Here is a 20,083-nt window from a genome sequence, read left to right as displayed (position 1 = left end):
GGTATGGATCTCGGAGACAAAGTTGCGATCATTACCGGTGCGGCTCAGGGCATTGGATATGCCTGTGCGGCCCGGTTCGCGCGTGAAGGTGCGCGGGTGATGCTTGCGGATATTGACGAGACGGCAGGTGCTGAAGCTGCTTCGGTCATTCAGGAGGCAGGCGGCAATGCGCAGTTTGTTGCGTGCGATGTGTCAGACCGGCTGGACGTGCACAATCTTGTGGCTGCCACTCTTGAAGCGCACGAGCGCGTTGATGTTCTGATCAACAACGCTGCGGTGGTTCACTCAGCGGACTTCCTTGATCTTACCGAAGCTGACTTCGAGCGGGTCATGAAGGTCAATCTTACGGGCGCCTTCATTACTGGTCAGGCCGTGGCGCGGGTGATGAAACGCCAGAATGAGGAAGACCAGCGCCAGGGGGCGATCATCAACATGTCGTCCGTCAACGCTCAGGTCGCGATCCCTGATCAGGTGCCCTATGTGGTGGCCAAAGGTGCGATCAACCAGCTCACCCGAGTCATGGCGGTTTCGCTGGCTCAGTATGACATCAGGGTCAATGCCATCGGGCCGGGGTCTATCTCGACGGGCATGTTGCGGTCCGTGAATGCGGATGACGCAGGACGCGCACGGCTTATGTCGCGTACGCCCATGGGACGTGTCGGATCACCTGATGAAATTGCGGGGGTGGCAGTTTTTCTGGCGTCAGACGACGCCAGCTACATCACCGGCGAATGCATTTATGCCGATGGAGGGCGTCTGGCCCTCAACCTGACGGTTGAAGGCCAGAGCTAGATTTCCGGGACAGCCTGCGCGGCATTAGCCCTGAGGCGTGTCGTCGTCTTCTTCAGGGGCAACAGTGCTGCCGCCAAGGCTTGAGAAGACTGAATCAACATCAGGACGTTCGCCGTCGCGCGCATCAGATGCGTCGGGAGTGTCTGAGGCTGATGGATCAAGTACCTGACCAAAGTCGCCTTCGCCAGCTGGCGTGATGCCCGCTGCAGCGTCTGCCAGTGCCTGTGTGGCTGGGGCAAGCTTGCCGAGATCTTCCACGGACTTGCCGGCCTTCTTGGCTTCGCGCTCCAGGCGGCGGCCGGCTTTCTGGACGGCGGCATCAAGCTCGATCTGCGTGGAGAGGCCCAGGGTCACCGGATCAACCGGGTTGATGTTGGACATGTTCCAGTGAGAGCGATCGCGGATCGACTGAATGGTTGGCTTGGTGGTGCCAACGAGCTTGCCGATCTGGCCGTCTGTGAGTTCCGGGTGATAGCGCACGAGCCATGCAATGGCGTCCGGGCGCTCCTGACGACGGGACAGGGGCGTGTAGCGCGGGCCCTTGCGGCCTTTTTTCGGCTCCGGCAGGTCGTGCTTCGATTCAAGAATCTTCAGCTCATAGGATGTGTCGTCCTCGCCGCGCTTGATTTCGTCGCGGGTGATCTGACCGGCGGTTACCGGGTCCTGACCCTTGATGCCCATGGCAACGTCGCCGTCAGCAATGCCCTTTACTTCCAGCGGGTGCAGGCCACAAAAGGCTGCGATCTGGTCAAAGGTGAGGGCGGTATTGTCCACCAGCCAAACGGCAGTGGCTTTGGGCATAAGAGGAGCGGTCATTTTCCAGGTTTCCTTCGCTTGCGCGCGGATGAGCGGGGTCATGTGCGAAACGGCATAAGGCCGTGACGCGCCGTACCATCCCAGGTACGGCCCCTGATCATCCAATTGGTTGAAGGGATTAGCTGTCTTATAGGCCTAGATGCGCGGCGATGAAAGACCCGTTATCGGGCGAATTTTCACCTTTGCTATGGCGTCAGCAGGATTTTGCCCACATGCCCGGAGGATTCCATGCGTTCGTGGGCTTTTGAGGCATTTGCCAGCGGGTAGGTGTCGTCCACCACGGCCTTGATGCGTCCGGCCTCGATCAGTGGCCAGACATGCATCCGCACCTCTGAGGTGAGCCTTGCTTTTTCAGCCACGTCGCGTGCTCGCAGCGTTGAGCCACGCAGGGTCAGGCGTTTAAGCATGAGCGGCAGGAGATCCACCTCCACCCGGGAGCCGGACATGTAGGCGATGTTGACGATGCGGCCCTGTCGGGCAGCGGCTTCGATGTTGCGGGCAACATAGTCTCCGCCAACCATATCGAGAATGACGTCAGCGCCTTTGCCGTCGGTCACGTCCTTGACGACCTCAACGAAGTCTTCTTCGCGATAATTGATGGCCCGAACGGCGCCCAAATCTTCGCAGGCCTTGCATTTGTCCGCGCTACCCGCTGTGGCGATGACCTTGACGCCAAGGGTCGAGGCAAGCTGGATCGCCGTGGTGCCGATACCTGAAGACCCGCCATGGATCAAAAGCGTTTCGCCGGGACTCAGCTGGCCGTCTTCAAAGACATTGGTCCAGACCGTCATGATGGTTTCAGGCAGGGCGGCAGCATCTACCAGTGACACGCCCTGGGGCTTGGGAAGCACGCTGCCTTCGTGGACCACGGCATATTCCGCGTAGCCGCCACCGGCCATCAGGGCGCAGACCTCGTCACCTTCCTTCCACAGGGACACACCCGGGCCAATGGCTGCAACTGTTCCTGATACTTCGAGGCCAGGAAGGTCCGAGGCGCCGGGAGGGGCCGGATAGAAACCCATGCGCTGGACGCAGTCACCGCGATTGACGCCTGCGGCCGCGACCTTGATCAGCACTTCGCCATGGGCAGGCTGAGGGGTGGCACATTCAGTAAGCTTCAGCACATCCGGGCCGCCGAACTCCGAGATTTCAATGGCATTCATTGTGGCGGGGACGTTTGTCATCAGGTGAAGCCTTGTCATGATATGTGGACGGGCACAGAATTGGTGACACGGAAACTGGCAACTCAGCGCCAAAGGTTCAAGCCGGAGGATTTTTCAATGCAGGATGATGACCTTCCGCCCCCACCTATTCTCAGCCTGACGAAGGCTGAAATCGAGGACCTGTCCGTGCCTGAGCTTGAAGAGCGCATTGGTGCTTTGGAGAGCGAGATTGTTCGTGTGCGGGCTGTGATTGCCACCAAGCAGGACAGTAAATCTGCCGCTGAGGCTGTTTTCGGCAAAGGCTAATGGTCCTGGTGGGCTCGGGCTGACCCGTTTTGGCACTGTCTGGGTCCCGATCGTCGCAGATAGCGTTAACAGCTGTTAACCTTTTATTAGCACCTGACACCTAGGGTTTAAGTGCGTAATCCGGTTTGCCCGGGTTTTGGGGTGGCTGCCGCCATACCCATTTGACGCCTCCCTGTTGAACTTCAAGAGCCGCGCGCAACCGCGGCTCTTTTTTTGTCCAGAATCCCAGATTTTGCGGAATCCAGCCGCGTGGCCTAGGATTTTGCCCATTGCTGGTCCCTTAGGAAGTTTGGGGGGTGGGCTGGCACCGTTCTTGTAAATCCCATGTGGAATGGCACGCAGCAGACGCTGAACTGTGCCGAAACGGGTTCAGAACGGAACAGTGGGGCTTTTGATGGGCACGGTAGACGGCAAACTTAACGATGTGAGCATGCTTGGCAGTGTGCGGAACTTCGCAGAAACAGCGCAGTTTGAGCAGATGTTCAAAGACGGTATGGGCATGGTCGAAGAGGCTGCGTCCTATCTGGACGGCGAGGGGCGGGAGCACGCCAAGACGCTGTCTCGCAAGGGCGCACTGGCCTATGCGGCTGAAAGCATGCGTCTCACCACACGCCTTATGCAGGTGGCATCCTGGCTGCTCGTGCAGCGGGCTGTCGCGCGGGACGAAATGACGGTTACCGAAGCACGGACACAGCGGTATCGGCTTGGTGCCAAAGAGCTTTGCTATGCGCGGCCTATTGAGGGGGCAGACGAGCTTCCCCATCCGCTTGCGGACATGATTTCCCGGTCACGCCGGCTTTATGCCCGGGTGGACCGCCTCGACAAGATGATGCATGGGGATGCGTCCGAGGTGGAGCCGAAGACGGCTGTGGCGCGCCAATTGTCCAAGATTGAAAGCGCCTTTCGCCAAATGAAGGCCGAAGACCGCCTGCATTAGCATTCAGGGGTATGCGCATAAAAAAGGGCCGGTGCAGCAATGCACCGGCCCTTTTTCGTATCTGGTTGGTTTTGGTCCGAAGACCAAATGGCCTGGACGCAGCTCCTAGACGAAGCCCCTAAACGAAGCCCTTGTACTTGTCCTTGAAGCGGGACAGACGTCCGCCACGGTCGAGCAGACGCTGCTCGCCACCGGTCCAAGCCGGGTGCGTTGTCGGGTCAATGTCCAGCACCAGACGGTCGCCTGGTTTGCCGTAGGTTGACTTGGTCTGGTACTCGGTGCCGTCGTTCATGACCACTGTGATCATGTGGTATTCTGGGTGGATATCTGGCTTCATGGCCTTGTTCTCTCTCAAAAGTCCGCGCCTGAGCGTTAACGGTCGCCCGTCGCGATAAGCCGGTAATCATCGGTAGAAGTCGCGCGGTATAGCCCTTTGGTGGGCTTTAGGCAAGGGCTTGCTGCGGGTTCCCCATGGGGAGGGTGCCGCCTTGTCGGTTGCGGCGTGCAGCCCCATGTTGTGACGGGGACAACTTTGATATGACAGCGCCTCCGCAACACCTTTGCCGTCCAGCCAAACGAGGCGTTTTTGAGCGATTCTTCAGCCATTTCGAGCCCAAATCCTGACAGCCGTCCCCGTGGACGGGGTCTTGGGCCATTGGCCAGTTTGTGGCCCCTGGTCACGCATTACCCCTGGCAACTCTTCGGAGCATTTGTTGCGCTGATTGCGGCCGCCGCTGCCACATTGGCAATTGGCGTTGGTATGCGGGTTGTGGTGGACGAAGGTTTTTCTGTCGAAAGCACAGAATCCATCGACAGGGCTTTTGCACTGCTGATGGTTGTGGCGGTTGCCATGGCTATAGCGTCCGCTGCTCGGTACTTCTTTGTGACCAGGCTTGGCGAGCGGGTGACCGCCGACCTGCGGGCAAAGGTTTTTGGCAATCTTCTCACCCTTGCTCCCGAGTTCTATGAAAAAGTACGGACCGGCGAAATCCTCTCGCGCCTGACCGCCGATACGACACTGGTGAGAACCGTCCTTACGTCCAGCATGTCGGTGGCATTGCGAAACGCCATTTTGTTCGTCGGCGGATCGGCCATGGCTGTTTATACAGCGCCGGGCCTGAGTGCCCTCGTGCTCGTGGCCCTGCCGGTCATTGTGCTGCCGCTCATCGGCTTTGGACGACTGATCCGAGGCCTCTCCAGAACGTCTCAGGACCGTCTTGCCGACACCGGTGCATTCGCGTCAGAAGCGCTGCAGGCAATCAAGGTTGTGCAAAGTTTCAACCATGAGGACCACGACCGGCAACGCTACACAGGCGTCGTTGAAAAAGCCTTTGACGCCGCTCGTCGTCATGTCGCTGCGCGCTCGATCATGACGGCGGTGGTGATTGCACTGGCTTTCGCAAGCATTGTCGCTGTTTTGTGGATGGGTGCTCGGGCGGTGGTTGAAGGTGACATGACCGGTGGAACGCTTACCCAGTTTGTCTTCTACGCAATTCTATGTGCCACCAGCATGGCGGCTCTGAGCGAAGTCTGGGGCGAGTTCCAGATGGCGGCGGGTGCTGCGGAGCGGTTGTCTGAGCTGCTGAATGCAGAGTCTGAAATTCCGGTTGCGGCTAACCCGACGGCACTGCCCGTGCCTTCCAAGGGTCAGGTGACGTTTGAGGATGTCGGGTTCCGCTATCCGTTGCGGCCTGAAGCGTCCGCAATGACCGGCTTCTCGTTGGACGTATCGCCGGGGGAAACCGTGGCGCTTGTGGGCCCCTCGGGGGCTGGCAAGAGCACGGTCTTTCAACTGCTGCTGCGGTTCTATGACCCACAGACAGGCCGCATCAAGATTGATGGCATCGATCTCAAGAATGCTGACCCGGAGGACTTCCGACGGCGCATTGCCTTTGTGCCTCAGGAAACCGTTGTGTTCGGCACCAGCGTTCGCGACAACATTGCCTATGGCCGTCCTGATGCGACGGATGCAGAAGTGCTGGCAGCAGCCAAGGCTGCCCACGCTGACGAGTTCATTCAGCAGATGCCGGACGGCTACGATACGGAGCTTGGGGAGCGCGGTGTGACGCTGTCTGGTGGTCAGCGGCAGCGACTTGTGATTGCCCGGGCGCTTTTGCGTGATGCTCCCATTCTGCTTCTTGATGAAGCAACGAGTGCGCTGGATTCCGAGAGTGAGGCTCTGGTGCAGGCTGCATTGGACCGGCTTATGGCAGGGCGGACGGTGCTTGTGATTGCGCATCGTCTTGCGACGGTCACAAAGGCAGACAGAATCATTGTTATGGATGGCGGGCGCATCGTCGCGCAGGGCACACATGCAGAACTTGTGGCGCAAGGTGGTCTATATGGTCGGCTTGCGCGATTGCAGTTTGATCTGGATAGGTCACAGGATCTGTCCGACATAGAAAAAGAAGCATCCCAACTGGCGTCAGGCCATGCAGCTGCGGGCAGCTAGGGGATAAGGGGAGAGCGGGCATGAACCGGTTTTTGAAGATCGCACTTATTCTGGTGGCGGTGGTTGTGGTGCTGGCAAGTGCCTTTTACGTGCGCACCATGAACTGGATGGGCGAGTTCACCACGATCACGCGCAAGTTTGACGGCGAAAGCTGCATGCGGGTGCAGGGTGTTCCCGGCCCTGAAGATGTGGCCATCGATCGCTCGCGCGGCATTGCCTATATATCGGCCTATGACCGCCGCCTTGCGTCAAGTGATGACCCCGGTGCGAGCGGTGTGCGCGGTGGCATTTATGTCATGGATCTCAATGCAGACGCAGCGGGGCTGTTCCTGCGGCCGATCACACCGCTGATGCCCGAAGCGTTCCGCCCGCACGGCATTTCGCTTTTCACCGCAGCGGACGGCACGCGCACATTGATGGCTGTCAATCATCCTGGTGGGGATGATCACACGGTGGAGATTTTTGATCTTTCGGATGACGATGTTCTGACCCACCGGCGTACGGTTCGCGACCCCTTAATCATGTCGCCGAATGATGTGGCAGCGGTGTCGCCCGAGGCCTTTTATGTCACCAACGACCATGATCGTCCGGGCCAGGACGGCCGGACCCTGGCGGCACTATTTGCTTCGCCCATCACGACGGTTGTCTATCATGATGGCAGCGCGTCGCAGGTGGTCGCGGATGAATTGGCGCTTGCCAATGGTGTTGCTGTCTCAGGTGACATGTCGAAGGTCTATGTGACGGAGCTTCTGGCTCGTACGCTGCACATCTTTGACCGTGATCCATCGACGGGTGGTCTGACGCTTTCTGACCAGGTGTTTCTGGGGACAGGCGTCGACAATATCGACGTGGCTGAAGACGGTGCCCTTTGGATCGGGGCGCACCCCCAATTGGCGACGTTTGGTGAGCATGCTGCTGACCCCGCCAATCTCAGTCCCAGTCAGATTGTCGTTGTCCGCCAGTTTGAAGGTGGTGGCGGAGAAGCCTCAACAGCATATCTCGATGACGGGTCTGAAATTTCAGCATCCTCGGTTGGCGCAACCTACAAGAACCTGCTGGTCATAGGCGCGGTTTTTGATCCAGCGGTTCTGGTGTGTGACATGGGCGGCGACGTGGCAGCTCCGTCTGCCGCCGTCGGGCAGAACTGAATCTTTTCTTGGTAGCGGCCTGACTGGGCTATGCTGCATGTAAGACTTGGGTAGGCCATGTGTATGGACCTGCTTTCAGCATGAGCGGGGAGGGCTTTATGCGCAAAATTCTCTGGATTCTTCTTCTTTTGGTTGTTGCGGCAGTCGCGCGTCTTGCATGGGTCATGGTGCCTGTTTCCGGCGCTTTTGCGTCGCTTGAAGAGACACTTGTTGACCAATGCACGCGTGTCGAGGTTGCGCCGGGGACGGAAGATGTCACCATCGATCCGGAGACACGCATCGCGTTTGTGTCCGCTGCTGAACGGCGCGATCCCAGTTTGCCAGCCGGTGGCATCTATGCCCTGAGCCTTGACGGCGGCTCGGACCCCGTCCTTGTTTCAGGTGATGGGCCAGATGATTTCCGCCCGCATGGCATAAGCTTGTGGTCAGACGGGGCCGGTACCAAGCGTCTCTTCGTCATCAATCACCCCAAGGCTGGTGGTCATGTGGTGGAGATATTTGATGTCGGTGCCGGTGGCGCACTTACCCATGTCAAAGGCGTCTCCTTCAATGAAATGCACTCACCCAATGATCTGGTGGCGGTGTCTGCTGAGGCTTTCTACGCCTCCAATGATCGGGGCTTCATGGACGGGCTCATGGCGCAGTTTGAAACCTACTTTGCGTTGCCATTCTCCAGTGCCGTGTACTGGGATGGTGAAAACGGCAGTACCGCGGTTTCAAGCCTGGCCTTTGCCAATGGCATCAATGTCAGCGCGGACGGTGGCACCGTCTATATCGCGGAATTTCTTCGCCATCAGGTCGGCGTGTATGACCGTGATGTGGCCACGGGCGCTCTGACACAGACACGCGTTCTGCCGGTCGGGACGGGGGCGGACAATATCGAGATCGCCGAAGACGGTGCCCTGTGGATCGGTGCTCATCCAAAGGCGTTTGATTTTCTCGCCCATGCCGGTGACCCGGCTGCCATTGCTCCCTCACAGGTTATCCGTGTTGATCCGGAAACCGGTGATGTGGAACAGGTGCTGATTGATCTCAGCGGCAAGCTTTCTGGCTCAAGCGTCGGTGCCGTGGATGGCAAGACGCTTGTGGTTGGCGCGGTGTTTGACCCAGCCGTGCTGGTTTGCCCGCTGCCATAGAGGCAGGCTCTAGCGTTCGGTCAGCTTGAACTCGATCCGACGGTTGCGGCGCAGATCATCTGTGCTTGCGCCGTCGGCGAGTGGCTGAAACTCACCAAAGCCTGCTGCCAGAAGCCGATTGGGCGGCACGCCCTGATCGATCAGGTAGCGCACAACAGAAATCGCGCGGCCAGCGGACAGGTGCCAGTTGGATGGAAACTCTGGCGTCGAGATCGGCTGCGAGTCCGAGTGGCCATCGATGCGCAGGACCCAGTTGATGTCATCAGGGACGTCGCCGGCGATCTCACGAATGGCGGTGGCAATCTTGTTGAGTTCGGTCTGACCGGCGGGATTGAGGGCCGCCGAGCCTGAATCAAAGAACACTTCCGACTGAAACACGAACCGGTCGCCAACGATCTGAATGTCGTCCCGGTTGCCAAGGGCCACGCGCAGACGGCCAAAGAATTCTGACCGGGCGCGGGCAAGCTCCTGCACCTTCTGGGCGAGGGCGGAGTTCAGCCTGCGGCCCAGATCTGCAATCTGTGTCTGGTTGGCTTTGTCTTTTGCTTCGGCGGCTTCAAGGGCGGCTTCAAGGCTTGAAAGCTGGCTGCGCAACGCGGCCAGTTGCTGGTTGAACAATTCAACCTGCGCCTGTGCTTCAGCGGTCAGTTTTTCCTGCTCTGTCAGTTCGGCGCGCAATGCGTTGGCTTCATCGCCGCCCGCTTCCGCGCTGAGCAGCAGGCCGGAGAGACGTGACTGTTCTTCTTCCGCGCTGGCAAGGGATGCGGTCATGGCGGTGAGCGACGTTTCAAGTTCGCTGGTGCGCAATTGCTCAAGGGCGAGGAGATCCGTCAGCTGACTGATCTGTGCACGCAGGGACTCCAGTGCTGAGTCCTTACCGGTGATGGCCTGGCTCAGGTAAAACTGGGACAGCATGAAGATCGACAACAGGAAGATGATGACCAGCAGCAGCGTAGCCATGGCATCCACGAAGCCGGGCCAGTAGTCGGCCTGACCCTGCCGTATGCGACGAGACGCAAGAGGCATGGTCTAGCTCCTGTCGCTGTTGTTCTGGGCTGCGAGTTTGGCGATTTGCTCAAGGATCGGCTTGAGGTCTGCCTGGTTGCTGGCGACCTGATTGAGCAACTGGCTTTCCGAGCGCATTTGGTCAGACAGAATGGTGAGACGTTCCGTCAGGGCCATGAGGGAGGCCGTGGTGGCTGAGCGTTCGCCAGACGATCCGCCTATGTCGCGCTGCATGTCGTCGAGACGCTTGGCGAGTTCGCCCAGCAATGGGCTGCCTTCGCCTTCAGACGAATCCAGACGTGTCACTGTGGAGAGCCATTCCTCCAGCTCGTTGTAAAAGCGGTTCTGCGCCTGACTGGCCTGAAGGTCCAGAAATCCGACAATGAGTGAGCCGCCAAGGCCCAGCAATGAGGACGAGAAGGCGGTGCCCATGCCGTTGAGGGGGGCTTCCAGCCCGTTGCGTAGCTCTTCAAACACATCCCCCGAGCCACCACCGGCGGGCGACAGGCTGCGGATTGTCTCGGCAATGGATGAAACCGTATCCAGAAGGCCCCAGAAGGTGCCCAGCAGGCCGAGAAAGATCAGCAGGCCAATCATGTAGCGGGAGATGTCGCGGGCTTCATCAAGCCGAGAGGCGATCGAATCCAGAATTGAGCGCATGGCTGGCGCTGAAATGGCCACACGGCCCTTGCGTTCGCCCAACAGGGTGGCCATGGGGGCCAGCAGGCGTGGGGGTGGCGGCAGGGTGAGGCCGGGGTCAGCACGCCTGAAGGCGTTCACCCAGCGGATTTCCGGCCCAAGCACCAGTACCTGGCGGATGGTGTAGAGGATGCCCAGCAGTAGAACGCCTGCAATCAGGCCGTTGAGCACCACATTGGCGAAAAACGCGTCTGACAGCTGTGGCCACAGGACGGCCAGCACGAGGCCGACGATCACCAAAAAGGTGAGCATGCGGGAAATGTGGCGGCTGGGCTGTGTGAGGCTCAACGTGTCTGAGCCGTGCGCTTTCGCCATGGTCGTCTCCTGTGCGGGCATGCCAACGGGCTGAATGTCTCGCTGGCGGGCGTCATTAGAGCTGAAAACCGGCAGTCTGCGCTAGTTTGGGGCAGTAGTGTGACCCTTCCGTTAGCGAGGGCGGCGGGGCTCAGATGAGTGTAGCGCCGCTTAGCTGCCGGAATAGGCCACATCCACACGGTCCGCAGAGCCTGTATCCGTGACGCCGCCTAGAGCGCGGACGTCAATACGGCGGCTGTCGATTCCCAGACCGATCAAATAGGCGCGCACCGCTAGACCACGTTTCAGCGAAATGCGACGGGCCTCACTGGCTTTGTTACCGGGCTCACCACCATAGGCCTTCAGCTCAATGCGGCGCGGGTCGTAGCGGAGTGATTCACCGATGGCATCCAGGTCACTGCGGGCAGAGCCGATGATGGCAGCTGTGTCTTCGTCAAATAGGACGCGCAGAATGGCGGGATCAGGATCTGGCAATGCGGTGACCGGCGCGGGCGGAGAGAGTGCTGCGACCTGAGGTTCCTCGACGGCAGGTGCGGTCACCGGTGCAGGGGCTGGTTCAGCAGCAGGCGTGATGCTCTTGGGCGGGGTGGCTTCAACAGGCCGCGGGGCTGGCGTTGCCGCGGCTGTGGCGGTCGCGCGAGCTTCGGGCTTTGCGGGCGGTGTTGCTGCGGCTTTGACCGCTGGCTGGGCCGCAGGTTGCGCCGCAGGCTTTGCCGCTTGCGTTGCTGCCTTTGGTGCTGGCGCTTCAGCGGGTGCGGCTTTCACCGTTGTTGCAGGCGCAGGCGGCTTTGGCCGCGCGGTGGGCGCAGGCACGCTTGGGTAGCGCAGCTGGGGGACCTGGCGGGTGGCCGTGGACGACCCGGGATACTTCAAAATCAGGCGCGGTTCGCTGCCTGCGTCCAGTGTTGGATTGAGCCCCAAGGCTTCCAGATTGACGCTAACGTCGGAGTTTTGCTGAGCCATCGCTGGCACAACGGCCAGTGTGGCAACCAGGACCGCCGCAATGGACAGAACAGGGCTGAGTTTTGAAAGAGTGGGGCTGAAATAGGTCATGCCGGGTGGCGCTGTCCGCATCTGTAGGGGTGGACCGAGCAACCCTCGCATGAGGGTCCCTAACGGGTTAACCGCTTGCGGCGCGAACGTAAAGCCCAACGGCGGATTTGTAGTGGGTCCGTCGGGACCTGTTACTCGCTCCGGCGCGCTTTTTTGAGGATATCCTGCAGCAGTGGCAGCAGGTCCGCATTGGCCGCAATGATGCCGTTGCGCTCCAGCAGCTTGTCGCCACCATTGATATCGGTAAGGAAACCGCCTGCTTCGCGAACCATCAAAATGCCCGCGGCCACGTCCCATGGTCGCAGCCCATGTTCCCAGTACCCGTCAAACCGACCTGCGGCGACCCAGGCAAGGTCAAGCGAGGCAGCACCAAAGCGGCGGATACCGGCAACCTTGGGAACGATGGTGTTCAGTTCCTTGCTGAATGTCTCAAGCCATTTCGCGTCAGAAAAGAAAATGCCGGTGCCAAAGACTGAATCTTCAAGCTTGGTCCGCGCAGCGACACGCAGGCGGCGGTCGTTGAGATAGGCACCCTGACCTTTTTCCGCCACGAACAGATCATCGGTCACGGGATTGTAGATGACGCCGTCAACAATCTGCCCGTCGCGCTGAAGCGCAATCGAAATGGCGAAGTGAGGCATGCCGTGGAGGAAGTTGGTCGTGCCATCAAGAGGATCAATGATCCATGTGTGGGTCTTGTCTGGACCTTCGACCACACCGGATTCTTCCATCAGGAAGCCATAGCCGGGGCGGGCCTTGGAGAGCTCTTCAAAGATGATTTTTTCAGCGCGCAGATCAGCGGCGCTGACAAAGTCGCCGGGGCCCTTGCGAGAGACCTGAAGGTTTTCCACCTCGCCGAAGTCGCGTGCGAGTTTGCGGGCTGCCTTGCGGGCAGCGCCAACCATGACATTGATGACTGGGCTATTGAGGGCCATTGAATATCTTTTTGGGTCTGTCGATTACGAGGATTTAGTCGGCGCGCTTGATGTAGGTGACTTCCGTCGTGTCGATGACGACTTTTTCACCGACGGTCACAAACGGTGGCACCATGGTGCGCACGCCATTTTCAAGGACAGCCGGCTTGTAGGAGGAAGCCGCAGTCTGGCCTTTGATGGTTGGTTCCGTCTCGGTGATTTCCAGCGTCACCTGTTCGGGCAGGTTGATGCCGATTGGCTTTTCTTCCCAGAGTTCCAGCGTCACAGCCATGCCTTCCTGCAGGAAGGCGGCGCGTTCGCCGATGAAGTCACGGGCAAGTTCAATCTGCTCGTAGTTTTCGTTGTCCATGAAGGTCAACATGCCGTCGTTCTCAAACAGGAACTGAAAGTCCTTGGTGTCCACACGGACCTTTTCAACGGACTCAGACGAGCGGAAGCGCTCGTTGAGCTTGGTGCTGTCGATCAGGTTCTTGAGTTCCACCTGAGCGTAGGCACCACCCTTGCCGGGCTTCACACTTTGGACCTTTACAGCAGCCCACAGGCCACCTTTGTGTTCAATGACGTTGCCGGGGCGGATTTCGTTGCCGTTGATCTTCATGGCTAGCGGACCTTCGTGCGGTTTTATTGAATTGTCCCCAGAGGCCTGTGATGGCTGGAGGAGCAAGCGGGCCTGACATGCACCACTGTGCGCCATGGTGCAAGGGGCCTGCTACTGGCTGGCCTTGCTTTCCAACCATTTGGATGCGCGTGCGTCACCGTCGCTACGCTGCTGGGGGGTGATGAACTTGGTAAACCGGGCATCCAGCTCGGCATCTTCGTAGCCTGAGCGTAGGGCCAGAGAGTGCCATTTCCATGCTTCCGCCATGTCAGCATCCACCCCTCTGCCCATGACATAGAGGCGGGCAAGACGATTTTGGGCGATGAGATGGCCCTGCTCGGCTGCCTGCGCATAAAGCTCAGCCGCCTTGGCGACGTCCTTGTCTGTGCCCAGGCCCTGATAGGTGAGGTAGGCGAGGCCTGCCTGCGCGTCGGCCATGCCATGGCCTGCGGCGGCGGCGAACCATTTGGCGGCCACAGCATTATCTACGTCGCGTCCCAGCCCCTGTGCTGCCGTCAGACCCAGATTGTACTGGGCATCGGGGTAGCCGGAGGCCGCCGCCTTTTCAAACCATGGCAGGGCGGCTGCGTGGTCCGGCGTGCCGCCATTGAGGGCGCCTGTTGCGTGCAGGGCACCCAGATTGAACTGGGCAATGGGACTGTTTGAATTGGCAGCTTCGCGGAACCAGCGACTGGCCTGAAGGACATCCTGTGCGACGCCTACGCCCTGGGCATAGCGCAAGCCGATTTCCACCTGACCGGCAAGAGATCCGTTTGTGGCGGATAGCAGATACAGACGGGTGGCCTCCTGTAGCCGAGCTTCGGTGTTGGTTGGGTCCATGCCGGGGGGTGTGAGCGTTTTGTCCGCTGTCAGTTCGGCCAGGGCAAAAGCGGCGGATGGCTCACCGTTGGCTGCGGCAGACCGTAACCAGCGACCCGCCTCGAAGAGGTCTTGGTCGATGCCAATGCCGTCGAGATAGAGCTGACCCAGCAGGGCCTGTGCCGATGGATCGCCCTGTTCAGCCACGGGGCGCAGGAAAGCTGCCGCACGCTTGCCGTCATTGGCTTTAAGAGCTTCTACGGCCTGCGCCACTTCCGGCGAGACCGCGCGCACATTGGGGTCGTTGGTTGGGTCTGTTTCAGCCCAAGCGCTGGACAGGGCGGCAAGTGAAATCGCGAGAACAGCGAGTGGCTTGAGTATGAACTGGGGTCTACGCATTGGTCTCCAACAGCGAAACAGGCGTCGTATCGATCACATCATTGATCGCTTTGACGGCTTGGCCCGGACCCCCCTGGTCACTGGGGAAAGACCATACGCTGGATGAGACTGCAAGGAAATCCGCTCCGGCGGCAACAAGAGGCGCTGCATTGTCTGGCGTAATACCGCCAATCGCGACGCAGGGCACTTCGAAGAGGCGCTGCCACCAGGACAGGATTTCGGGCTCTGCGCGCGAAATCGCATCTTTTGTTGCCGTGTCATAGAAGGCGCCGAACGCCACATAGTCCGCGCCCTTTTCGCCGGCCTCCATGGCGAGGTGTCGGCTGTCGTGGCAGGTGACGCCGATTATCGCATCGGGGCCCAGCAACGCGCGTGCCTCATCATAGGGCGTATCCTGCTGGCCGATATGCACGCCATCGGCACCGACTTTCAGGGCCAGGTCGGGGCGGTCATTGATGAGCATTGCGACATCATGTTTGTGCGCAATGGGGATCAGTGCTTCGGCAGCCTTGATGATCTGCGCATCACTGACATCCTTGAGGCGTAGCTGTACACAGGCGACGTCACCAGCGCTCAGAGCATCATCAAAGACGCGTGAAAACGCCGCCAGGTCGTCGAGACGCGGCGGCGTGATCAGGTAAAGGCGGCAAGCCGGCTTTGTGGGCTGTGATGATTTAGGCAGCCTCTTTCTCCACGTATTTGTTGCCGCTAGCTGCGGCTGAGGGCATCCACGCCGGGCAGGGTCTTGCCTTCCAGCCATTCAAGGAAGGCACCGCCTGCGGTGGATACATAGGAAAAATCATCGGCAGCGCCGGCATTGTTGAGGGCAGCCACCGTGTCACCACCGCCGGCAACAGAATTAAGTTCGCCCATTTTGGTGAGCATGGCCACATGGCGGGCGGCTGCGTTGGTGCCATTGTCGAACGGAGCAATTTCAAAAGCGCCCAGCGGGCCATTCCAAACAACCGTCTTGGCAGCTTCAAAGCGGGCAGCCAGGTCAGCAATCGTGTCTGATCCCACGTCCAGAATCATGTGGCCATCAGGAACTTCGGTTGCTGGAACCGTCTTGCATGGGGCCATGGCCTTGAACTCCTGAGCCACCACAACGTCGCGGGGCAGGAGCACCTGACAACCGGCTGCTTCAGCCTTGGCAAGAATTTCGCGGGCCGTGTCGCCAAGGTCATGCTCGCAGAGTGACTTCTTGACGTCGATGCCCTGCGCGGCAAGGAACGTATTGGCCATGCCGCCGCCGATGACGAGATAATCCACGCGGCTGACGAGATTGCCCAGCAGGTCCAGCTTGGTGGAGATTTTCGCGCCACCGACAATGGCAACAACAGGTTTTTCAGGCTTGGCCAGTGCGCCTTCGAGGGCTGTCAGTTCAGCTTCCATGGCGCGGCCCGCATAGGCAGGCAGGCGTTTGGCGATGGCTTGCGTCGATGCGTGGGCGCGGTGGGCGGCAGAGAAGGCATCGTTGACATAGGCGTCGCCCACTGCGGCCAGCTGATCTGCAAAGGCGCCGTCATTGTTGGTTTCGCCTTTGTGGAAACGGGTGTTTTCCAACAGGACGACGCTGCCGGGTTTTGCAGATGCGATCACAGAGGAAGCAGCGTCCCCGACGCAATCATCTGCAAAGGTCACTTCAAGTCCGGATTGGTCAGCGACGGCTGGCGCAACTGCCTTGAGAGAGAACTCAAGATTTCGTTCTCCCTTGGGGCGGCCGAAGTGAGACAGCAGGATGACGATGGCACCCTTACCGGTCAGCTCTCGGATCGTCGGCACGACGCGTTCGATGCGCGTTGCATCGCTGACGGCACCGTCGCGCACAGGCACGTTGAGGTCAGCGCGCATAAGCACGCGCTTGCCCGTGATATCACCATGAGCGAATAGATCGTCCAAGGTTGCGAACGATTTTTCACTCATGGCGTTATCCTGAAATCCTGTGTGGTCGTGTTTGTAAGTTGGTGACTTAGCGCAGCTTGGACATGGCAACAGCCGTGTCAGCCATGCGGTTCGCAAAGCCCCACTCGTTGTCATACCAGGACAGGACGCGGCCCATCTTGCCTTCGATGACCTGTGTCTGCGTCAGGTCAAAAGTCGAAGAGGCAGGATCATGGTTGAAGTCCATGGACACCAGCGGCTTGTTGTTGACGGCCAGAATGCCCTTGAGCGGCTTGGTGCGCGCGGCAGCCTTCATGGCGTCGTTGATGGCATCGACAGACAGCGCCTTCTTGGCGGTGAAGACGAGGTCAATCATCGACACATTGGGGGTCGGCACACGAACGGCTGTGCCGTCGAGCTTGCCAGCCAGCTGAGGCAGCACGAGGCCAACAGCTTTTGCAGCGCCTGTGGATGTCGGGATGATGTTGGATGCTGCAGCGCGGGCACGGTGCATATCGCTGTGCAGGGTGTCGAGCGTTGGCTGGTCGCCTGTGTAGGCGTGAACCGTTGTCATGTAGCCGCGCTCAATGCCGAATGTATCGTTCAGCACCTTGGCAACAGGCGCCAGGCAGTTGGTGGTGCATGATGCGTTGGACACAACGGTATGCGACTTTTTCAGCGCGCCGTCGTTGACGCCGTATACCACCGTCAGATCCGCGCCGGAGGCTGGAGCTGAGACCAGCACGCGCTTGGCGCCAGCCTTGAGGTGAGCGGAGGCTTTTTCCTTCGAGGCAAAGATGCCTGTGCATTCAAGAGCGATATCCACGCCCAGATCGCCCCATGGCAGGTCTGCCGGGTTGCGCTCTGCGGTTACCTTGATCTTGTTGCCGTCGACCGTGATGGAATCCTTGGTGTTGGACACCTTGGCCGGGAAGCGGCCGTGCACGGTATCGTACTGCAGCAGGTGAGCATTGGCTTCAGCAGACCCCAGATCGTTGATGGCGACGACCTGAATGTCCTTGCGGCCAGACTCGATGATGCCACGGAGCACCAGACGGCCGATGCGTCCAAAACCATTAATCGCGACCTTCACGGGCATGATGAATTCACCTTTCGTAGAAGAACAGTGTTCGCGCGGGGCAAGCGGAATTGCCTAGTCCCGCGCGCGTTTGGCGTGGGTATAGCGAAACATCCCAGAGGATGGAAGGTACGCTTGCGCGGAATCGGCCATGCCAATTGCGCAAAGACATGTTTTTGACCTGTCAGGGTGCCGTGAGCTGTGTCCGGAAGGGACTAGAGACGCTCGCGGACGGCCTGAGCTACGGCATCGGCGGTGATGCCAAAGTGCTCGTACAGCTCCTTGTACGGTGCGCTGGCGCCGAAGCCGTCCATGCCGACAAAGCCGCCCTTATCGCCGATATAGGCCTGCCAGCCCATTTCGATGCCTGCTTCAACGGCGATGCGCACTGTGCCGGGGCGAAGGATGTCCTCGCGATAGGCAGCAGGCTGCTCATTGAAAAGGTCCTGACAAGGCATGGAGACAACGCGCGTCGGCACGCCTTCTGCCTGAAGCTGCTTTTGAGCGGCCATGGCGATTTCGACTTCTGATCCCGTGGCAATAAGCGTTGCCTTGGCGTCGCCATCGGATGGGGAAATCTCATAACCGCCACGTGCGGAGAGGTTCTCGTCCGTGTGCTTGGTGCGCAGGGTCTCGAGATTCTGACGGGTCAGAGCAATGGCGCTGGGGCGATCAATGGATTTGAGCGCGACTTCCCAGGCTTCCGCTGTTTCAACGGCATCCGCTGGACGGAAGACATTGAGATTGGGAATGGCACGCAGGGCTGCGAGATGTTCGACCGGCTGGTGGGTCGGGCCATCTTCGCCCAGCCCGATGGAATCATGGCTGAACACGTAGATGGCGCGGCGCTTCATCAAAGCGGCCAGGCGAATCGACGGGCGGCAATAGTCAGCAAACACCAGGAACGTGCCGCCATAGGGAATGAGACCCTTGTGCAGCGCCATGCCGTTCATGGCAGCGGCCATGCCGTGCTCGCGGATGCCGTAGTGGATGTAGTTGCCGGAATAATCGTCCGCAGTTACAGAGGTCTGGCTCTTGGCGCGGGTGTTGTTTGAACCGGTGAGGTCAGCTGAGCCGCCGACGAGTTCTGGAACAACTTCAGCCAGACCATTGAGGACGGCTTCAGACGCCTTGCGGGTGGCAACGGCTTTTTTCTCGTCCGTGAAGCCGCGCTTCATCTTGTTGACTTCAGAGTGGAGGGCGTTGGGCAGGGAGCCTGCCTGAGTGCGCTCAAACTCTGCCTGAACGTCGTCTGGTGCTTCGTCCATGCGGGCCTGCCATGCGGCGCGGTCCTTGGCGGCGCGCAGTCCGGCTACGCGCCAGCTGTCACGCACATTGGCAGGGATCTCAAATGGTGCACTCGACCAGCCAAGGGCTGCGCGGGTGCCTTCAATTTCGTCTGCGCCCAGCGGTGCACCATGGGATCCCGCGGTGCCTTCCTTTGTTGGCGCGCCGAAACCGATCTTGGTGCGGCAGGCAATCAGGGATGGCTTGTCGGATGTGCGGGCATGCTCAATGGCGGCTTCGATGGCGGCAGCATCATGGCCATCAATGCGGATGGTGTCCCAGCCGGCGGCGTCAAAGCGGGCGATCTGGTCACCGGATTCAGACAGGTCCAAAGAGCCATCGATGGTGATGCCGTTGTCGTCGAACAAAACAATGAGGCGGGACAGCTTGAGGTGACCGGCCATGGAAATGGCTTCGTGGCTGATGCCTTCCATGAGGTCGCCGTCAGAAGCAATCACGTAGGTGAAGTGGTCTACCAGGTCATCGCCGAAGCGCGCATTCAGCATCCGTTCGGCAAGGGCCATGCCGACAGATGTGGAAATGCCCTGACCCAGCGGGCCTGTTGTCATTTCGACGCCAGGGGTGTGGTCCACTTCCGGGTGACCCGGTGTGAGGGAGCCCATCTGACGGAAATTCTTGATCTGGTCGATGGTCATGTCCTCGAAGCCGAGGAGGTGCAGCAGTGAATACTGGAGCATCGAACCGTGACCTGCGGAGAGCACGAAGCGGTCGCGATCCGGCCAGCTTGGGTCCTGGGCGCAGAACTTCATGAACTTCGTGAACAGCACGGTGGCGACGTCCGCCATGCCCATGGGCATGCCCGGGTGGCCGGACTTGGCCTGTTCCACAGCATCCATGGCCAGAGCCCGAATGGCATTTGCCATCATGTTGTGTTCGGGAGAGTTGGCGTTGGATGCCTGAGTGTCCGCATCTGTCGATACGGCCGCGCTGTTTGCTGGTGTCATTGTGCTGGTTGCCCTTGGTCCGCGGACGCTCCTGTTGAAAGCGTGATCGCGGTTGCCTCAAAAATTCCCCATCGCGGTCTTACGCCGCTGAGGGAGCCATTGTGATCCGATTCGGATCGGCGTGATGCCAAAAAAGCCATGCCCCGTTTTGGGGTCCGAATTGGGCCGGGAGAATGACGAGGTGCCCTTGCAACGTCAACATGCCCGTGGCACCTGAATGCGTGTGTTCTTTACCGTTTTTTGCGCCGTTGACCGGGGCAAGCGGTGATGAATACGTTATGTCACTGACCTGTTGCATA

General features: G+C 59.6%; 19 protein-coding genes. 6 read left to right on the top strand and 13 right to left on the bottom strand.

The annotated features are described in order from the left end of the window. Positions 1-3 precede the first annotated feature (3 nt). The gene (locus ABXH05_RS03325) at positions 4-792 is read left to right on the top strand and encodes an SDR family NAD(P)-dependent oxidoreductase (RefSeq protein WP_353559769.1); all 789 of its coding nucleotides are present in this window, start codon (positions 4-6) and stop codon (positions 790-792) included. A gap of 24 nt (positions 793-816) precedes the next feature. On the opposite strand, the gene ABXH05_RS03320 is transcribed toward ABXH05_RS03325, so the two are convergent. Continuing rightward, entirely contained in the window at positions 817-1,608 is a 792-nt protein-coding gene (locus ABXH05_RS03320) for a DUF1013 domain-containing protein (RefSeq protein WP_353559768.1), read from the bottom strand. Between the two features lie 185 nt (positions 1,609-1,793). Continuing rightward, complete coding sequence (locus ABXH05_RS03315) at positions 1,794-2,792, bottom strand: NAD(P)H-quinone oxidoreductase (RefSeq protein WP_353559767.1); 999 nt, start codon at positions 2,790-2,792, stop codon at positions 1,794-1,796. A 96-nt stretch (positions 2,793-2,888) separates the two neighbouring features. Between ABXH05_RS03315 and ABXH05_RS03310 the strand changes: the two genes are divergently transcribed. Next, positions 2,889-3,077 carry a DUF1192 domain-containing protein gene (locus tag ABXH05_RS03310; RefSeq protein ID WP_353559766.1) on the top strand — a complete coding sequence of 63 codons (189 nt, stop codon included), beginning with the start codon at positions 2,889-2,891 and terminating at the stop codon, positions 3,075-3,077. Between the two features lie 394 nt (positions 3,078-3,471). Then, entirely contained in the window at positions 3,472-4,014 is a 543-nt protein-coding gene (gene rcdA / locus ABXH05_RS03305) for a protease adaptor protein RcdA (protein ID WP_353559765.1), read from the top strand. Between the two features lie 118 nt (positions 4,015-4,132). On the opposite strand, the gene rpmE is transcribed toward rcdA, so the two are convergent. After that, positions 4,133-4,351 (bottom strand): 50S ribosomal protein L31, encoded by a 219-nt coding sequence (rpmE, locus tag ABXH05_RS03300; RefSeq protein WP_043949746.1) that lies wholly within the window; start codon positions 4,349-4,351, stop codon positions 4,133-4,135. A 249-nt stretch (positions 4,352-4,600) separates the two neighbouring features. Here rpmE and ABXH05_RS03295 point away from each other — a divergent pair, with 249 nt between their 5' ends. From ABXH05_RS03295 to ABXH05_RS03285, 3 genes are all read left to right on the top strand, one after another. Then, positions 4,601-6,466, top strand: coding sequence for an ABC transporter transmembrane domain-containing protein (locus tag ABXH05_RS03295; RefSeq protein ID WP_502947708.1), 1,866 nt, complete (start codon positions 4,601-4,603; stop codon positions 6,464-6,466). A 20-nt stretch (positions 6,467-6,486) separates the two neighbouring features. Further along, positions 6,487-7,614, top strand: coding sequence for an SMP-30/gluconolactonase/LRE family protein (locus tag ABXH05_RS03290; RefSeq protein ID WP_353559763.1), 1,128 nt, complete (start codon positions 6,487-6,489; stop codon positions 7,612-7,614). Positions 7,615-7,712: 98 nt separating this feature from the next. Continuing rightward, positions 7,713-8,750, top strand: a complete 1,038-nt coding sequence (locus tag ABXH05_RS03285; protein ID WP_353559762.1) for a strictosidine synthase family protein — start codon at positions 7,713-7,715, stop codon at positions 8,748-8,750. Between the two features lie 9 nt (positions 8,751-8,759). Here the strand turns inward: ABXH05_RS03285 and ABXH05_RS03280 are convergent, their stop codons facing one another. From ABXH05_RS03280 to tkt, 10 genes are all read right to left on the bottom strand, one after another. After that, the gene (locus ABXH05_RS03280; RefSeq protein WP_353559761.1) at positions 8,760-9,776 is read right to left on the bottom strand and encodes a peptidoglycan -binding protein; all 1,017 of its coding nucleotides are present in this window, start codon (positions 9,774-9,776) and stop codon (positions 8,760-8,762) included. A gap of 3 nt (positions 9,777-9,779) precedes the next feature. Next, a complete protein-coding gene (locus tag ABXH05_RS03275) occupies positions 9,780-10,769 on the bottom strand; it encodes a flagellar motor protein MotA (protein ID WP_353559760.1) in 990 nt (329 codons plus the stop codon). A 150-nt stretch (positions 10,770-10,919) separates the two neighbouring features. Further along, entirely contained in the window at positions 10,920-11,822 is a 903-nt protein-coding gene (locus ABXH05_RS03270; protein ID WP_353559759.1) for an OmpA family protein, read from the bottom strand. 131 nt (positions 11,823-11,953) lie between these two features. Next, on the bottom strand, positions 11,954-12,757 hold the full coding sequence (locus ABXH05_RS03265) for an inositol monophosphatase family protein (protein ID WP_353559758.1): 804 nt from the start codon (positions 12,755-12,757) through the stop codon (positions 11,954-11,956). Between the two features lie 34 nt (positions 12,758-12,791). Then, positions 12,792-13,355: an elongation factor P gene (gene efp / locus ABXH05_RS03260; RefSeq protein ID WP_353559757.1), complete on the bottom strand. Its 564-nt coding sequence runs from the start codon at positions 13,353-13,355 to the stop codon at positions 12,792-12,794. Between the two features lie 111 nt (positions 13,356-13,466). Then, positions 13,467-14,573: a tetratricopeptide repeat protein gene (locus tag ABXH05_RS03255; protein WP_353559756.1), complete on the bottom strand. Its 1,107-nt coding sequence runs from the start codon at positions 14,571-14,573 to the stop codon at positions 13,467-13,469. Then, entirely contained in the window at positions 14,566-15,333 is a 768-nt protein-coding gene (gene thiE, locus ABXH05_RS03250; protein ID WP_353559755.1) for a thiamine phosphate synthase, read from the bottom strand. Before thiE ends, ABXH05_RS03255 begins: the two co-directional genes overlap by 8 nt. Further along, positions 15,282-16,496, bottom strand: a complete 1,215-nt coding sequence (locus ABXH05_RS03245; RefSeq protein ID WP_353559754.1) for a phosphoglycerate kinase — start codon at positions 16,494-16,496, stop codon at positions 15,282-15,284. Before ABXH05_RS03245 ends, thiE begins: the two co-directional genes overlap by 52 nt. Before the next feature lie 46 nt (positions 16,497-16,542). After that, a complete protein-coding gene (gap, locus tag ABXH05_RS03240) occupies positions 16,543-17,553 on the bottom strand; it encodes a type I glyceraldehyde-3-phosphate dehydrogenase (RefSeq protein WP_353559753.1) in 1,011 nt (336 codons plus the stop codon). Between the two features lie 194 nt (positions 17,554-17,747). Continuing rightward, on the bottom strand, positions 17,748-19,784 hold the full coding sequence (tkt, locus tag ABXH05_RS03235; RefSeq protein WP_353559752.1) for a transketolase: 2,037 nt from the start codon (positions 19,782-19,784) through the stop codon (positions 17,748-17,750). Positions 19,785-20,083 lie beyond the last annotated feature (299 nt).

The organism is Pyruvatibacter sp. HU-CL02332, from assembly GCF_040362765.1.
Taxonomy (GTDB): domain Bacteria; phylum Pseudomonadota; class Alphaproteobacteria; order CGMCC-115125; family CGMCC-115125; genus Pyruvatibacter.
This window is presented reverse-complemented; position numbering and strand designations above follow the sequence as displayed.

Bases quoted from the DNA above. Each gene is read 5' to 3' on its own strand.
- ABXH05_RS03285 (WP_353559762.1), top strand. From the start codon at position 7,713: ATGCGCAAAATTCTCTGGATTCTTCTTCTTTTGGTTGTTGCGGCAGTC.
- ABXH05_RS03270 (WP_353559759.1), bottom strand. From the start codon at position 11,822: ATGACCTATTTCAGCCCCACTCTTTCAAAACTCAGCCCTGTTCTGTCC.
- ABXH05_RS03315 (WP_353559767.1), bottom strand. From the start codon at position 2,792: ATGACAAACGTCCCCGCCACAATGAATGCCATTGAAATCTCGGAGTTC.
- ABXH05_RS03265 (WP_353559758.1), bottom strand. From the start codon at position 12,757: ATGGCCCTCAATAGCCCAGTCATCAATGTCATGGTTGGCGCTGCCCGC.
- ABXH05_RS03280 (WP_353559761.1), bottom strand. From the start codon at position 9,776: ATGCCTCTTGCGTCTCGTCGCATACGGCAGGGTCAGGCCGACTACTGG.
- ABXH05_RS03245 (WP_353559754.1), bottom strand. From the start codon at position 16,496: ATGAGTGAAAAATCGTTCGCAACCTTGGACGATCTATTCGCTCATGGT.
- efp (WP_353559757.1), bottom strand. From the start codon at position 13,355: ATGAAGATCAACGGCAACGAAATCCGCCCCGGCAACGTCATTGAACAC.
- gap (WP_353559753.1), bottom strand. From the start codon at position 17,553: ATGCCCGTGAAGGTCGCGATTAATGGTTTTGGACGCATCGGCCGTCTG.
- ABXH05_RS03255 (WP_353559756.1), bottom strand. From the start codon at position 14,573: ATGCGTAGACCCCAGTTCATACTCAAGCCACTCGCTGTTCTCGCGATT.
- thiE (WP_353559755.1), bottom strand. From the start codon at position 15,333: ATGGCTGGAAGGCAAGACCCTGCCCGGCGTGGATGCCCTCAGCCGCAG.
- tkt (WP_353559752.1), bottom strand. From the start codon at position 19,784: ATGACACCAGCAAACAGCGCGGCCGTATCGACAGATGCGGACACTCAG.
- ABXH05_RS03290 (WP_353559763.1), top strand. From the start codon at position 6,487: ATGAACCGGTTTTTGAAGATCGCACTTATTCTGGTGGCGGTGGTTGTG.
- ABXH05_RS03325 (WP_353559769.1), top strand. From the start codon at position 4: ATGGATCTCGGAGACAAAGTTGCGATCATTACCGGTGCGGCTCAGGGC.
- ABXH05_RS03275 (WP_353559760.1), bottom strand. From the start codon at position 10,769: ATGGCGAAAGCGCACGGCTCAGACACGTTGAGCCTCACACAGCCCAGC.
- rpmE (WP_043949746.1), bottom strand. From the start codon at position 4,351: ATGAAGCCAGATATCCACCCAGAATACCACATGATCACAGTGGTCATG.
- rcdA (WP_353559765.1), top strand. From the start codon at position 3,472: ATGGGCACGGTAGACGGCAAACTTAACGATGTGAGCATGCTTGGCAGT.
- ABXH05_RS03310 (WP_353559766.1), top strand. From the start codon at position 2,889: ATGCAGGATGATGACCTTCCGCCCCCACCTATTCTCAGCCTGACGAAG.
- ABXH05_RS03320 (WP_353559768.1), bottom strand. From the start codon at position 1,608: ATGACCGCTCCTCTTATGCCCAAAGCCACTGCCGTTTGGCTGGTGGAC.